Genomic DNA, 14703 nt, shown 5'->3' with positions numbered 1-14703 from the left:
GGCCTCGTGGCACGGACTCGGACCTGGGTAAGCATCGCGCTCGCAGGGGCGCTGGGGGTGTCCCTCGCGGGATGCAGCAGCACCGGCGGGAAGCGGGCCGAGGATGCCCGTAAGGCGGCGTCGGCCCAGGGCAGGGCCGCGGTGAACACGCCCAAGTGGACTTTCGCGATGATCACCCATTCGGGCGATGGCGACACGTTCTGGGACATCGTGCAGAACGGCGCCAAGCAGGCCGCCGTCAAGGACAACATCAACTTCCTGTACTCGCACAACGCCGAGGCGCAGCAGCAGGCGCAGCTCGTCGACGCCGCCGTGGACAAGCAGGTCGACGGCATCATCGTCACGCTGGCCAAGCCGGACGCGATGAAGGCCGCCGTCGCGCGCGCCGAGAAGGCCGGCATTCCCGTGATCACGGTGAACTCCGGATCCGAGCAGTCCAAGGCGTTCGGCGCGCTCGCCCACATCGGGCAGGACGAGACGATCGCCGGTGAGGCGGTCGGCGAGGAGCTGAACAAGCGGGGCCGCAAGAAGGCGCTGTGCATCCTGCACGAGCAGGGCAACGTCGGCCACGAGCAGCGCTGCGCGGGCGTGAAGAAGACCTTCCACGGCACCGTGCAGAACCTCTACGTCCAGGGCACCAGCATGCCCGACGTGCAGTCCTCCATCGGCGCCAAACTGCAGGCCGACAAGTCCATCGACACGGTCGTCACGCTCGGCGCCCCCTACGCGGACACCGCGGTGAAGGCGAAGGCCGACGCGGGCAGCGAGGCCGAGATCGACACCTTCGACCTGAACGCGAAGGTGGCCTCGGAGCTCAAGGACGGCACGCTCGGCTTCGCGGTCGACCAGCAGCCCTACCTCCAGGGGTACGAGGCCGTGGACCTGCTGTGGCTCTACAAGTACAACGCCGATGTCCTCGGCGGCGGCAAGCCGGTCCTCACCGGCCCGCAGATCATCACCAAGGATCAGGCCGCCGCGCTCGAGGAGTACACCAAGCGGGGGACCCGATGAGCGCCACTGCGCCTGCACCCGCGCCGTCGCCCGACACCAAGGTCGACGAGCGCCTCCTGAAGACCTCGCCCCTGCGCAGACTCATGGGCCGGCCCGAGCTCGGCTCCGTGGTCGGCGCGATCGCGGTCTTCCTCTTCTTCGCGATCTTCGCGGACAGCTTCGTACGGGCCGCGAGCCTCAGCACGGTGCTGTACGCCTCCTCGACGATCGGCATCATGGCCGTACCGGTCGCGCTGCTGATGATCGGCGGCGAGTTCGACCTCTCCGCGGGCGTCATGGTGACCAGCTCCGCGCTGATCTCCTCGATGTTCAGCTACCAGATGACCGCGAACGTCTGGGTCGGCGTCCTCGTCTCGCTGGTCGTCACGCTGGCGATCGGCGTCTTCAACGGCGTCATGCTGACCCGTACGGACCCGCCGAGCTTCATCATCACGCTCGGCACCTTCCTGATGCTGACCGGTATGAACCTCGGCTTCACCAAGCTGATCAGCGGCACGGTGTCCACGAAGTCGATCTCCGACATGCAGGGCTTCTCCTCGGCCAGGGACGTCTTCGCCTCGACGCTCACCGTCGGCGGCGTCGACTTCAAGATCACCATCCTGTGGTGGCTGGCCCTGGTCGTCGTCGCCACCTGGATCCTGCTGCGCACCCGCTTCGGCAACTGGATCTACGCCGTCGGCGGCGGCGAGGACGCGGCCCGCGCGGTCGGCGTCCCGGTCAACAAGACGAAGATCGGCCTCTACATGGGTGTCGCCTTCGGCGCCTGGATCTCCGGACAGCACCTGCTGTTCTCGTTCGACGTCGTGCAGTCCGGCGAGGGCGTGGGCAACGAGCTGATCTACATCATCGCGGCCGTCATCGGCGGCTGTCTGATCACCGGCGGCTACGGCTCCGCGGTCGGCGCGGCGGTCGGCGCGCTGATCTTCGGCATGGTGAGCAAGGGCATCGTGTTCGCCGAGTGGAACCCGGACTGGTTCAAGTTCTTCCTGGGAGTGATGCTGCTCCTGGCGACCCTGCTCAACCACTGGGTCCGCAAGCGCGCGGAGGCGACGGCATGACGACGGACGGCGACGGCATGACGACGGACGCGGGAAAGACGACCGGCGCGGCCGCCACGGAACGCACGGCGCTCGTCGAACTCGACGACGTCAGCAAGTACTACGGCAACATCCGCGCCCTCGAAGGCGTCTCGCTGGTGGTGCACGCGGGGGAGATCTCGTGTGTGCTCGGCGACAACGGCGCGGGCAAGTCCACACTGATCAAGATCATCGCCGGCCTGCACCAGCACGACGCCGGCACCCTGAGCATCGAGGGCGAGGAGACCCGGCTCACCTCCCCGCGCGAGGCGCTGGACCGGGGCATCGCCACCGTCTACCAGGACCTCGCCGTGGTCCCGCTGATGCCGGTGTGGCGGAACTTCTTCCTCGGCTCCGAGCTGTCGAGGGGCACGGGCCCCTTCAAGCGCATGGATGTCGACCGCATGCGGCGGACCACCCACGCGGAGCTGCTGCGCATGGGCATCGACCTGCGTGACGTCGACCAGCCCATCGGCACCCTCTCCGGCGGTGAGCGCCAGTGCGTGGCGATCGCCCGCGCCGTCCACTTCGGCGCCAAGGTCCTCGTCCTCGACGAGCCCACCGCCGCGCTCGGCGTGAAGCAGTCCGGCGTGGTCCTCAAGTACGTGGCCGCCGCGCGGGACGCCGGTCTCGGCGTGGTCCTCATCACCCACAACCCGCACCATGCGTACCTGGTGGGCGACCGTTTCGTCCTCCTGAAGCGCGGCGCCATGTTCGGCAGTCACACCCGCGACGAGATCACCCTCGACGAGCTGACCCGCCAGATGGCGGGCGGCAGCGAGCTGGACGACCTGCGTCACGAGCTGGAGCGGAGCGCCCCCTAAGAGGCGCGGGGCTGTGACATTTGCGGCTCCGCCGCGTGGGCGCGACCAGCCACACACGGCCCGCGGTTCACATACGTCCCAAGGCTCTTCGGGGCGCTCCGACGGAGCGTTCCGGAGAGCTCAGGGGGACTCCGCCATGCGCCCCCATGGCACGGTGAGGCAGAATCGGCCCGATGAGCACCTACCGCGACCTCGCACACCGCGGCTCCGCGCGGGCCACTGTCCTGCGGACCGTGGGGACGCGTGAACGCCGTTCCCACCTGACGGCGCCCCGCGTCCCCACCGTCGGTATCGACATCGGCGGCACGAAGGTGATGGCGGGCGTCGTCGACGCCGACGGCAACATCCTGGAGAAGCTCCGCGCCGAGACGCCGGACAAGTCCAAGAGCCCCAAGGTCGTCGAGGACACCATCGTGGAGCTGGTCCTGGACCTCTCCGACCGGCACGACGTGCACGCCGTCGGCATCGGCGCGGCCGGCTGGGTCGACGCCGAGCGCAACCGCGTCCTGTTCGCCCCCCACCTCTCCTGGCGCAACGAGCCGCTGCGCGACCGCCTCGCCGGACGGCTCGCCGTCCCGGTTCTGGTCGACAACGACGCCAACGCCGCCGCCTGGGCGGAGTGGCGGTTCGGCGCGGGGCGTGGCGAGGACAACCTCGTCATGATCACGCTCGGCACCGGCATCGGCGGCGCGCTGCTGGAGGACGGCCAGGTCAAGCGCGGCAAGTTCGGCGTCGCGGGCGAGTTCGGTCACATGCAGGTGGTCCCCGGCGGCCACCGCTGTCCGTGCGGCAACCGCGGCTGCTGGGAGCAGTACAGCTCCGGCAACGCGCTGGTCCGTGAGGCCCGTGAACTCGCCGCCGCGGACTCTCCGGTCGCGTACGGGATCATCGAGCACGTCAAGGGCAACATCGGCGACATCACCGGCCCGATGATCACCGAGCTCGCCCGCGAGGGCGACGCCATGTGCATCGAGCTGCTCCAGGACATCGGCCAGTGGCTCGGCGTCGGCATCGCCAACCTGGCGGCGGCCCTGGACCCCTCCTGCTTCGTCATCGGCGGCGGCGTCAGCGCGGCCGACGACCTCCTCATCGGACCCGCGCGCGACGCCTTCCGCCGCCACCTGACCGGCCGCGGCTACCGCCCCGAGGCCCGTATCGCCCGCGCCCAGCTCGGCCCCGAAGCGGGCATGGTCGGCGCCGCCGACCTCGCCCGCCTCGTCGCCCGCCGCTTCCGCCGCGCCAAGCGCCGCCGTGTGGAGCGCTACGAGCGGTACGAGCGCTACTCCGAGTCCCGCCGTACGACCCAGGGGACGCTGTGACGGCCTCGCTGCCGCGCCAGGCCTCACCTCCGGACGAGCCCCAGCGCCCGCCGGAGGACCCGCGCCGCAAGTTCCGCCGCCGTGCCCTGACGCTGCTGATCATCGTGCTGCTCATCGGCGTCCCGGCCGGCTACCTGGTCATCTCCGCCAACCAGAGCCGCGACAGCGGCAAGCAGAAGGAGGAGAAGTACTCGGCGACCGGCCTCACCGTGGGCTGGCCCTCGCGCGTCCAGCTCCGCCTCTACCAGGTGCCGATCCCGCTGAACGCCGTCGCCGTCGCCTCCTACGAGACGAACAACTGGAAGACCAGTCGCTTCTACGTGCAGTTCGCCACCAACGGCCCGGGCCTGGAGCAGTTCCTCGCGGAGATCGGCACCAGCCGGGACAAACTGCGCAAGAACGACATCGCCATCAGTGCCCGCGACCAGAAGGTCGTCGGCTGGAAGTTCACGGGCCCCGGCTCGTGGTGGGGCCTCGTCCACGAACAGAAGGACCCGGCGCCCACCCAGGACATCGTCGTGAACTGGCCCCAGCCCGGGCGCGCCATGGTCTACGTCGTCTCCCGCACGATCCCCTGAGTCGCCCCGGCCCCGCGCCGGCACCACCGTCGGGACCGATTGTCAGAGCCCGCCCGTAGAGTCGAAGACAACTGATTCGGCCGAGGGGCGGGAGGTGACCGGACGTATGGGCGACGAGGCCGTGTGGACCGATACGGCTGTGCCGGTGCGGCTTGCCGCCGTCTTCCTGCCCGCACCCGTGCCCCGCCAGGGGCGCGTCGCCTTCTGGGACCCGGAGGGCGGGCCGCTGCCGTCCGACGGCGGCGCCGGGAGCGTGCCGCCCGCCGAGAGCACGACGTCCGCCGAGCCGATCGAGCTGACGGTGGTACGACCGCACGGCTCCGGAGCCCGCCGCGGCACCGTCCCCGCGCTGACCCTGCCGATCGCCGAGGCCCTCCCGCTGCTTGCCGGGGCCCGCCACGACCGCGCCGCGCATCCGGCCACGACCTGCTGGGGCGCGGCCGCGCTGCACGCGCTGCGGCTCGTCGCGCGGGGCCGGCTGCTGCCCGGGCTCACCCCCGAGGGCCACGACGCCTGGCGCGCGGGCCCACTGGGCCCGGACGACATCGCCCACCTGCGGGCCGTGGCCGCCGCCCTCCCGTACGAAGGGCATGCCGTCACGCTCCCCGGCAAGGGCCCCCTCCGGCTGCCCGACCCGGAAGCGCTGATGCGCTCCTTCCTGGACGCGGTCGCCGACACCCTGCCGCGCACCCCCGCCGCTCCCCACACCTCAGGGAAACCCTTCGCGGCCGGCGAGCCGCAGCGGCTGCCCGGAGCCCACGACTGGGCCGCCGAGGTCGCCGCGGGCATGGACGCGGGCGTACGGATCTCGCTCCGCCTGGACCTGTCGGCGTACCAGCTCTTCGACGACGGCGAGGACGCGCACCGCGCGGGCGCCGCCGTCGTCCAGGTGCACAGCCTCGCCGACCCCACCCTCGTCGTCGACGCCGCGGCCCTGTGGGCGGGCGACGCCGACACGGCCTTCGGCCCCCGCGCGCGTGTGGACGCGGCGCTCGCCGTGCGCCGCGCGGCCCGCGTCTGGCCGCCCCTGGACCGTCTGTCCGAACAGGACGTGCCCGACGTCCTCGCACTCTCCGAGGAGGAGCTCTCCGACCTGCTGGGCATCGTCGCGACCCGCCTCGGCGCGGCCGGAGTCGCCGTCCACTGGCCCCGCGACCTCGCCCACGACCTCAGCGCCGCCGCGGTGGTGCGCCCCGCGCCCGGCTCGGCCACCGACGGCACCGGGTTCTTCGAGAGCGAGGAACTGCTCCAGTTCCGCTGGCAGTTGGCCCTCGGCGGTGACCCGCTCACCGAGGCCGAGATGGACGCCCTCGCCGAGGCCCACCGTCCGGTCGTCCGGCTGCGCGATCAGTGGGTCCTCGTCGACCCCGCGCTCGTCCGCAAGGCCCGCAAGCGGGAGCTGGGCCTGCTCGACCCGGTCGACGCCCTGTCCGTGGCGCTCACCGGCACCGCGGAGGTCGACGGCGAGACGGTCGAGGCGGTGCCTGTCGGCGCCCTCGCCACGCTGCGCGACCGCCTGACGGCCGGCATCACCCCCGTGGAACCGCCCCCGGGTCTCCAGGCCCGGCTGCGGGACTACCAACTGCGGGGCCTCGCCTGGCTCGACCTCATGACCTCGCTCGGCCTCGGCGGCTGCCTCGCCGACGACATGGGCCTCGGCAAGACCATCACCGTCATCGCCCTGCACCTGCGCCGGGACCGCGGCGAACCCACCCTGGTCGTCTGCCCGGCATCGCTCATGGGTAACTGGCAGCGGGAGATCACCCGCTTCGCGCCCGGCGTCCCCGTCCGCCGCTTCCACGGCCCCGACCGCACCCTGGAGGACCTCGACGGCGGTTTCGTCCTCACCACCTACGGCACGATGCGCTCGGCCGCGCCCCGGCTCGCCCAGCAGACGTGGGGCATGGTCGTCGCGGACGAGGCCCAGCACGTCAAGAACCCCTACTCGGCGACGGCGAAGGCCCTACGGACGATCCCGTCCCCCGCGCGCGTGGCCCTCACCGGCACCCCCGTGGAGAACAACCTCTCCGAGCTGTGGGCCCTGCTGGACTGGACGACCCCCGGCCTGCTCGGCCCCCTCAAGTCCTTCCGCGCCCGACACGCCCGCGCCGTGGAGAACGGCGAGGACGAGGAGGCGATCGCCCGCCTCGCCCGGCTGATCCGTCCCTTCCTGCTCCGCCGCAAGAAGTCCGACCCCGGGATCGTCCCCGAGCTCCCGCCCAAGACGGAGACGGACCACCCGGTCCCCCTGACCCGCGAGCAGGCCTCCCTCTACGAGGCCGTGGTCCGCGAGTCGATGCTCGCCATCGAGACGACCGAGGGCATCGCCCGCCGCGGCCTGGTCCTGAAGCTCCTCACCTCCCTCAAGCAGATCTGCAACCACCCGGCGCTGTTCCTGAAGGAGGACGCCCGGGCGTCCGCCCACGGACCCTCCGCCCGCTCCGGCAAGCTCGCCCTGCTCGACGAGCTGCTGGACACACTGCTCGCCGAGGACGGCTCGGCGCTGGTCTTCACCCAGTACGTGGGCATGGCCCGACTGATCACCGCCCACCTGGCCGCGCGCGCCGTCCCGGTGGAGCTCCTGCACGGCGGCACCCCGGTCGCCGAACGCGAGCACATGGTGGACCGCTTCCAGAGCGGGGCCACCCCGATCCTGGTGTTGTCCCTCAAGGCCGCGGGCACCGGCCTGAACCTCACCCGGGCGGGCCACGTCGTCCACTTCGACCGCTGGTGGAACCCGGCCGTCGAGGAACAGGCCACCGACCGCGCCTACCGCATCGGCCAGACCCAGCCCGTCCAGGTCCACCGCCTCATCACCGAGGGCACGGTCGAGGACCGCATCGCCGAGATGCTCGAAGCGAAGCGGGCGCTCGCCGACGCCATCCTGGGCTCCGGAGAGGCGTCCCTGACCGAACTGACCGACCGCGAGCTGTCGGACCTGGTGTCACTGCGGAGGTCGTCGTGAGCGGATCCGAGGAGGAGACGCGACCGGTGGCCGGGGGCGTGGACGTGCCGGACGCCGAGCCGTCACGTCCGGCGGCCGTGCCGCGCCCCGCCGACGTGGCGCGTCGCGCGCTGCGAGCCGCGCGGGAGCGCGACACCCGGGTTGCGACGGCAGGGGAGGAGCCGGGTTCGCGGTCCGACGGGATGACCTCCCCGTCGGCCCGACCGGGTGACGTGGCCAGGCAGGCCCTGCGCCGGGCCGCCACGAGGGGGAGCGATCCGCACCCGGGCCCCAGTCCGGGTGCGGACACCGTCCCGGATCCGGAGACCGACTCGGGCGCCGAACCCGGCCCGATACGGCCTCCGGCCCGAGCGGAGACGGCGGACGCCCCGTCCGCCGACGTGCCCGCAACCGGCACGCGTCCGGGTGACATCGCCCGCGAGGCCCTGCGCGCCGCGCGCACGGAGGCCAGACAGGCGCGGACGGCGGCGGAAATCAAGGGAGTCGAGAGCGCGCACCGGTCCGCCGACCGCGCGTCGGCCGGTTCGCGAGCCCGGCGCGACCGACGGGACCACGACCGGGGAGGCCGGGTCCGGGACGTACGAGAGGTGCTCGCGGAGGCCTTCGAGCTGCCCGGCTCCGAAGCGCCGCGCGAGGCAACCGCCACCGGACGTCCGGCGCACATCGACGCCAAGACCGACACCGAGCCCGACGCCAAGACCGACACCGAGCCCGACGCCGAGCCCGACGCCGAGAAGCGGCACCGCAGGTCGGCGCACCCGGCGCACCAGACGCAGCCCCGGCTCGGCGAGCCGAGCATGCTCCCGTCGGCCGCCGCCCTGCCACGCTCCATGGCATCCCCGCGCCGTGACGGCGAGCTGCGCCGCACGTTCGAAGCGCTCCCCGCCCGCACCTCGCACCCGGACGCGCACACCTTCGCGGAGACCTGGTGGGGCAACGCCTGGGTGAGCGCCCTCGAAGAAGGGGCCCTGGACGCGGCGCGGCTGGCGCGCGGACGGGCTTACGCCGACCAGGGGCACGTCGACGCCATCACCGTCACACCGGGACTCGTGCTCGCTTATGTCCACGGGAGCCGCCCGCGGCCGTACCGCGTCCAGGTCCGGCTGCGGACGCTGGACGACGGCGACTGGGACCGTTTCCTCGACGCGGCCGCCGAGCGCCCCGGGCACATCGCGGCGCTCCTCGACAAGGAGATGCCCAAGTCGCTCGCGGACTGCGGAGTCGACCTGCTCCCCGGCCCCGGCGACCTCGCACCCCAGTGCAGCTGCCCCGACCACGGCCACCCCTGCAAACACGCCGCCGCCCTCTGCTACCAGACGGCACGTCTGCTCGACGAGGACCCCTTCGTACTGCTTCTGCTGCGCGGCAGGGGCGAGCGCGAGCTGCTGGACGCGCTGTCCCGCCGCAACGCCACCCGCGCGGCCCGTGCCGCCCAGGAACACCAGTCGGCGCCGCTGCCCGGTGTACGGGCCCGTGACGCCCTCGCACGCCGGGTGCTGCCGCCCCTCCCGGCGCCGCTGCCCGCACCCGCGCACCCCGAGCAGCCGCCGACCTACCCGGGCGCGCCGGGCGGCCCCGACCCGTTCGCGCTGGACCAGCTCGCCACGGACGCGGCCGCCCGCGCGCACGCGCTGCTCACCACAGGCCGTGACCCGGTCGCGGAGCTGACGCTCTGGCAGGACGCGGTACGGCTGGCCGCCGCCCGCCCAGGTTCCGGCCTCACCGCCGCGACCCGCGCCCTCTACTCCTCGCTGGCCTCCGCCGCCGGCCGCACCCCGGCCGACCTGGCACGCGCGGTCGCCGCCTGGCGGCAGGGCGGGCTCGAAGGGCTGACCGTCCTCGAAGAACCCTGGGACCCGCCCGCGGGACGCTTCGACCGCGCCCGCCCGCTCCTCCTCGCCGCCGACCTCCCCGCCTTCCGCCCCTGGCGCAACCACCTCACCCACCCCCGCGGCCACGCCCAGCTCCGCCTGGGCCACGACGGCCTCTGGTACGCCTACGAATCGGAACCGGGCCATGAGGACTGGTGGCCCCGGGGCACCCCCGACCTCGACCCGGTCGGCGCCCTGACCGGCCTCGGCGCACCGGGCGAGCTCTGACCCGCCCGCAAGCGCCGACCGAGTCACGCGGCACCCCGGTCAGTCACCACAGGCCGGCTGACCACGTTCGTGAACATGTGACGGACCGGTGTGGGCGCAGTGGACACCCGGGGCCCATGTCCGCGCCCACAGCCGCGGAAGTTAGCGTGGTGCGGTGAGTGAGATGAAGACCCCTGCCCTCCAGTACCGCTTCGACGGCCCGGAAGCCGCCCCGGTCCTCATCCTCGGACCCTCGCTCGGCACCACCTGGCACAGGTTGTAAAGACCGTCCAGGGGCGTATACGTCAGTCCGGTGCGGGCATGAAACCACAGGTCAGGGCCTCCTGGTCCCGGAAGGCATGCCCAGTTGGTGATGGCTGTGTGACAGGCGGGTGATACGGCGAGGCCCCGCCGAGGACCATCCTGGTGGGGCCGGTGCGGCTTCGTCGTGAGATCGGCTGCGCTGTCGGGCACGATGCGGTCGGCGCCTCATGCGGTCCGTGTCCCTGTGACGCTCTCGGGGTGCGCCTGCTTTGCGATTGCACTCGCCTACGTGTCCAAGACCGTGTCCTACATGGTCAGTTGATTGTTGGACTGGGCATGGGGAGGGGCGTTGGGGATGGATCGTTCCGGACGGTCTGTGGGAGTTGGCGAGGCCGCCTGCTCGTCAGCGGTTGCGCCTGGCGGACCTTGCCACCGTGCTTCGGAGCATCGAAGTCGACCGTGCACCGCCGCTTCGCCATCCGGTCCCGCGCCGGGGTCTGGGGCCGGCTGCACCAGAAAGTTCTCCAGCTCCTGGACGAGGAGGACCTGGTAGACCTGTCCCGTGCGGTCCTCGACCCATCTCACGTCCGCTGGTGGCTCAGAGGCACCTCCGACCTGGATCCGGTGGGCGCGCTGACCGGACTCGGGGCGGCGGGCGACCTCCAGAGGTCCGCGCTTTCCTGTCGCCGGCCTCCGTCGGTGTCGCCGCCCGGCGGTTTCGGGGGTGTCAGGACCTGGCGAGAGTCAAGTCGTGACAGGCTTCCTCGATCCAGTCGAGGGGGACCCCGCTGGGCAGAGCGTCGTCACGCAAGTCGGTTGTCAGCGCGTCCCAGTTGTCATAGCCGTGGGCCTTCGCTATCGAGTCCCTGACCTTGGTCTCATGCGGGGGTGTCACCTCCGTGCGGCTCGTCTTGTGATCCTTCAGCCGGTGAACCGCATGCCACAGCATCACTTCCGTCTCGAACTGCCTGAAATGATGAATCTTGTCCATCAGGTTTGCGGACAGTGACGGAATGTCCAGGAAGAGGCCCGCGAGAGCCGGCTCGACCGAGGAATTCCGGGACAGCTTCGACTCGCTCCCGGTGGTCAGTCCTGCGAAATCGAGCTGTCCGGCCAGCAGGAACCGGATGTATTTCTGATACCGGCCGGTTCCGAATATGAACGGAGGGAGTGACAGATCGAGTTCTTCACGGCTGTGGCCGAGAAGCGGGTCGTGCGAGGAGTATCGCGGCCCTTGGCTGAATCGGCGGTCGGTTCCATCGGCAGGTGCCCCGTCGGGCAGGAGCGAAAGAAAGCGAACAGCCCTCAGTGCGTCCACCCTCTTGATGTCGACGGAGGCTGCGACTTCACCTATCACGCCACTCGGGTCTTCGATCCCGGCCTTCTTGAACAGAAGCCGCCAGACCCGGTCGGGATAGTACGATTCGGCGGCGACCCGGTGAAGCTCCACACCCTGGGACCGGGTGATCAGCTTGAGACCGTACAGCTTTCTGATCGCCGCGCGGATATTGACCAGGGCGACGCTCACCGCCGAGTGGTCGTCGTCGGGATCCGTCGCGACCACCACGGGGTCGTCCGAATCGAAGAGGCCGGACCGGTACATCCTGTAGACGGCTCCGACACCGTGGACGCCGACGGGCCAGCATTCCGCGGCCCGTATGGCCCCCATACTGGACGCCCCGACGATCTGAGCGCCGTCGCGAGCCACCTCGACGACCTCTCGGGGTGACACCGGGAGCACCTGCGAAAACGATCCGTCGATGATGAGGATCCGGGAGCTTCCGCTTTCTCTGGCCCGGTAGACGTCGCCGCGTTTCGCGGGGGGAAGGACGTACGCCTGCGGCAGAAGGGCCCGTGCCTCGCCCGGCGGCAGGGACGGCCCGGTGAATATGGTGGTTCTCATGGCTCAGATCACCGATTCCAGCAGGCGGAGGGTAGGGGTGCGCGAACTCTCACCGTAGGGAGACGCGAGGCCCGGAACCAGGACACGAACCACCGGCACGCCGAGATCCTCGCGGGTAAGTTCTGTCACCAGGCACTTTTCGTGTCCTGCGTCCCGCAGTCGGCCGACGACCGTGTGTATGTTCTGCAGGATGCTGCCGCTGCCGTCCTTGGCCTGCGGGAACGCCAGGGAGCCGGGGTTCCGGTAAAGAGAGTCGAGCCGCTTCAGCTCGGCCGGCCTGCGCCGCGCGCGCCCGGTCTCGAACACCTCTCGCGCACCCGTGGCGAAGCTGGCGTGACCTTGGCACGCCTCGGTGAGAGCGCGAAGCAGCGCCCGTTCGGGCTGGAGGTCGGCCCCGTACCCGGGGAAGTAGGTCACCTTGCCCTCCTGCCCGAAGTAGCCGTCGTCGAAAAGGACGACCCGGATGACCGGAATGTCGATCACGTTGGTCAGATCCTGTATCCGGACAACCAGACCCTGACCGGTCAGCGCGTCGATGAGCTCCTTCGCGGTTCCGGCTGGAACCGACTCCGGAGATATGACCCTCAAAGGTCGACGAGGAGAGAAAACCGGGTCGTGGTGAGCGGAGTAGAACGCTTCCTCCGACACCGCGTCGCGCTCGACAAGCTCACCGACCGCGTGGAGGACCGCCTCTGAATACGTATTTCCGGAGGCGAGCCCGTTGGTCTCGATCCGAGCTGTCATGCCTTCCGTGGAGGGATTGAGGACGAGGTCGGTCGGCACCAGATGATGGCCCCCCTGCGCCAGGTCGTACGCTCCCGTCCAGGAGAAAACGGCGTCGGGCCGGTACGTCGTGTCCTGCGGCAGGCTGAAGTCCTCCGGGTCGACCGCAGCGGCGGGAGCGAGTTCCTCGTAGGAACCCCTGACGATCCGGCGGGCCGGAATCTCCTCGGCCGAGACGCGCTCGATCGCCTCCATGACGGCGCTGAGCTTCGCCCCGATCGGCGTCGCCCCCTTTCCCGCGCTCACCATCAGGTCTTTGGCCAGAGGGGTCACGGCCGACCACACGGGGGAGCTGATGTAATCCAGGGGGGTGGTGTCGTACACGCGCGTGACGGGGACGCGGGGCAGCAGTGGTTTCAGGAAGTCCCACGTCTCCTCGAAACTTCTGGCGTGTCCGGCCTCCGAACTTTCCGCATCAGGCTGAAAGCTGTCCGGGCGCAGGGCTGTCAGGCTGTTCGGTTCGACCATCATCGTGATGCCTTATCTGGAAGCGGGGATCGACGGGAATGCGGACCGCCGCGTCGCTGCGGTTCAGGAGCTGGCGGAGCGGGCCGACGAGGGGCGACGGTCGCCGGTCCACACGGCCCTGCCGGCGCTCGTCACGGCACAGAGGACCGCGACGGCCCGGTCCGCGCCCCTGGGGCCTGCCTCAGGCGTCCCGCGTGACCACGAGGTCGTCGGCGAAACGCGCCCCGAAGTCCCCCTTCCACACCGCGGTCAGCCGAGGCAGCTCCTCCAACAGGCCGGTCGACGCGAGTTGCAGCATCATCTCCCTCATGACCTGCCGCGTGAGTCCGGCGGCCAGACACGCGTGCCGGCCCCGCCCGAAGGCGACATGGCGAGCCCCGGTCCTGTCCGCACGGAAGGTGCCCGGGTCGGCGAACCGCCTCGGGTCGCGGTTGGCCGCCACGAGTACGAGGACCACGCGCGACTCGGCCCGTACGGTGTGACCGTGCAGGGTCAGATCGGACAGCGCGCGCCTGGTGGCCAAGTGGAAGGGCGTGACCAGCCGCAGCGCCTCGTCCACGGCCCCGTCGACGTCTTCCTTCAGGTCGACGGCGGCGCTCTCCGGGCCGGTCAACGCCTCCAACAGGCGTGCGACAGCCGCCGCGGTGGGTTCCAGCGCGCCACTCACCAGCTGGGCGTATATCGCGGTCGCGTCCAGAAGATCCAACGTCCCGTCGGACAGAGCGCGGCTCAGCGCCGAGGCGAGGACCCCCCGGGGAGCCGCGCAGCGCTGCGCGACGAGCCCGGTCAGCTCGTCCAGGGCCTCTTCCGCGAGCCGCCCGATGCCGGGGTTGTACGTCTCGATCGGCCCTACGGCCAGGATCCGGGTGGCGCAGTCCGCGAGCTGTGCCAGGCCGTCCGGCTCCTCGTCCAGGAGATCGCTCAGGCCGGCTGCCAGAGCCGGCCTGACGACATCGGCGAACAGCCTGTCAGGCGTCACCGTGGGACTCGTCGCCGCGACGGAATCCGTCATCGCGGCGACCATCTGCCGAACGGCGGCGGGCGTGAACAGCGGCAGGAGCAGACGCCGCATACCGGTGTGCCGCGGCGGATCGGAGAACACGGGCCAGCGGTCGATGAACTCCGTCACCCGCCAGTAGGTGTTCTCCTGCTCTTCCGTCAGCGAGGGCGGGCAGTACGTTTCCACCTGGGCGCCGAGCCGGGGATCAGGCAGAAGGTCGTACACGTCGTCGTATCGCGTCACGTACCACGTGTTCGTGCTCTCGTCCCAGTGCACACCGTGCGACTCACGCAGTTCGTCGAACCACTTGACCGGTTCCGCTTCCCGGTCCGTCGGGATCTGCGGCACCGTGGTCTCCGCCGTTACGTTGTCCATCACAAACCAACCCGTTCAATTCACGCGCTTCATAAGCCTGACGGAGTACCGGGGGAGGG

At 71.0% G+C, this 14703-nt stretch carries 10 protein-coding genes and 1 pseudogene; 8 read left to right on the top strand and 3 right to left on the bottom strand.

Annotation, left to right across the window (positions count from 1 at the left end; translation table 11 throughout):
* The first annotated feature begins 6 nt into the window (after positions 1 to 6).
* The 8 genes and pseudogenes from SMIR_RS05365 to SMIR_RS05330 form a co-directional block, all read left to right on the top strand.
* Complete coding sequence (locus tag SMIR_RS05365) at positions 7 to 1011, top strand: sugar ABC transporter substrate-binding protein (RefSeq protein ID WP_168497222.1); 1005 nt, start codon at positions 7 to 9, stop codon at positions 1009 to 1011.
* On the top strand, positions 1008 to 2069 hold the full coding sequence (locus SMIR_RS05360) for an ABC transporter permease (RefSeq protein WP_168497224.1): 1062 nt from the start codon (positions 1008 to 1010) through the stop codon (positions 2067 to 2069). The genes SMIR_RS05365 and SMIR_RS05360 overlap by 4 nt, the downstream gene beginning before the upstream one ends.
* A gap of 17 nt (positions 2070 to 2086) precedes the next feature.
* The gene (locus SMIR_RS05355) at positions 2087 to 2911 is read left to right on the top strand and encodes an ATP-binding cassette domain-containing protein (RefSeq protein WP_099925296.1); all 825 of its coding nucleotides are present in this window, start codon (positions 2087 to 2089) and stop codon (positions 2909 to 2911) included.
* Between the two features lie 173 nt (positions 2912 to 3084).
* Positions 3085 to 4230 carry an ROK family glucokinase gene (locus SMIR_RS05350; RefSeq protein WP_075032911.1) on the top strand — a complete coding sequence of 382 codons (1146 nt, stop codon included), beginning with the start codon at positions 3085 to 3087 and terminating at the stop codon, positions 4228 to 4230.
* Positions 4227 to 4808: a sugar kinase gene (locus SMIR_RS05345; protein ID WP_168497226.1), complete on the top strand. Its 582-nt coding sequence runs from the start codon at positions 4227 to 4229 to the stop codon at positions 4806 to 4808. The genes SMIR_RS05350 and SMIR_RS05345 overlap by 4 nt, the downstream gene beginning before the upstream one ends.
* 106 nt (positions 4809 to 4914) lie before the next feature.
* Positions 4915 to 7773: an SCO1167/SCO6262 family helicase gene (locus SMIR_RS05340; RefSeq protein WP_212728303.1), complete on the top strand. Its 2859-nt coding sequence runs from the start codon at positions 4915 to 4917 to the stop codon at positions 7771 to 7773.
* Between the two features lie 182 nt (positions 7774 to 7955).
* Complete coding sequence (locus SMIR_RS05335) at positions 7956 to 9872, top strand: SWIM zinc finger family protein (protein WP_527252130.1); 1917 nt, start codon at positions 7956 to 7958, stop codon at positions 9870 to 9872.
* 602 nt (positions 9873 to 10474) lie between these two features.
* A pseudogene (locus SMIR_RS05330) lies at positions 10475 to 10706 on the top strand (transposase); the annotation flags it as partial.
* 136 nt (positions 10707 to 10842) lie between these two features.
* On the opposite strand, the gene SMIR_RS05325 reads toward SMIR_RS05330, so the two are convergent.
* The 3 genes from SMIR_RS05325 to SMIR_RS05315 all read right to left on the bottom strand — a co-directional run bounded on the left by SMIR_RS05325 (position 10843) and on the right by SMIR_RS05315 (position 14644).
* Complete coding sequence (locus SMIR_RS05325; protein WP_168497228.1) at positions 10843 to 12018, bottom strand: TfuA-like protein; 1176 nt, start codon at positions 12016 to 12018, stop codon at positions 10843 to 10845.
* 3 nt (positions 12019 to 12021) lie between these two features.
* Entirely contained in the window at positions 12022 to 13269 is a 1248-nt protein-coding gene (locus SMIR_RS05320) for a YcaO-like family protein (RefSeq protein WP_249938613.1), read from the bottom strand.
* Positions 13270 to 13450: 181 nt separating this feature from the next.
* On the bottom strand, positions 13451 to 14644 hold the full coding sequence (locus tag SMIR_RS05315; RefSeq protein WP_168497232.1) for a cytochrome P450: 1194 nt from the start codon (positions 14642 to 14644) through the stop codon (positions 13451 to 13453).
* Between the last annotated feature and the right edge of the window lie 59 nt (positions 14645 to 14703).

The organism is Streptomyces mirabilis, assembly GCF_018310535.1.
Lineage (GTDB): Bacteria > Actinomycetota > Actinomycetes > Streptomycetales > Streptomycetaceae > Streptomyces.
Note: the sequence above shows the minus strand (reverse complement) of the source record. Positions and strands in the feature narration are given on the sequence as shown.

Excerpts from the sequence above, each read along its gene's own strand:
- SMIR_RS05350 (WP_075032911.1), top strand. The coding sequence starts at position 3,085 with ATGAGCACCTACCGCGACCTCGCACACCGCGGCTCCGCGCGGGCCACT.
- SMIR_RS05360 (WP_168497224.1), top strand. The coding sequence starts at position 1,008 with ATGAGCGCCACTGCGCCTGCACCCGCGCCGTCGCCCGACACCAAGGTC.
- SMIR_RS05325 (WP_168497228.1), bottom strand. The coding sequence starts at position 12,018 with ATGAGAACCACCATATTCACCGGGCCGTCCCTGCCGCCGGGCGAGGCA.
- SMIR_RS05340 (WP_212728303.1), top strand. The coding sequence starts at position 4,915 with ATGGGCGACGAGGCCGTGTGGACCGATACGGCTGTGCCGGTGCGGCTT.
- SMIR_RS05335 (WP_527252130.1), top strand. The coding sequence starts at position 7,956 with ATGACCTCCCCGTCGGCCCGACCGGGTGACGTGGCCAGGCAGGCCCTG.
- SMIR_RS05315 (WP_168497232.1), bottom strand. The coding sequence starts at position 14,644 with ATGGACAACGTAACGGCGGAGACCACGGTGCCGCAGATCCCGACGGAC.
- SMIR_RS05320 (WP_249938613.1), bottom strand. The coding sequence starts at position 13,269 with ATGGTCGAACCGAACAGCCTGACAGCCCTGCGCCCGGACAGCTTTCAG.
- SMIR_RS05355 (WP_099925296.1), top strand. The coding sequence starts at position 2,087 with ATGACGACGGACGCGGGAAAGACGACCGGCGCGGCCGCCACGGAACGC.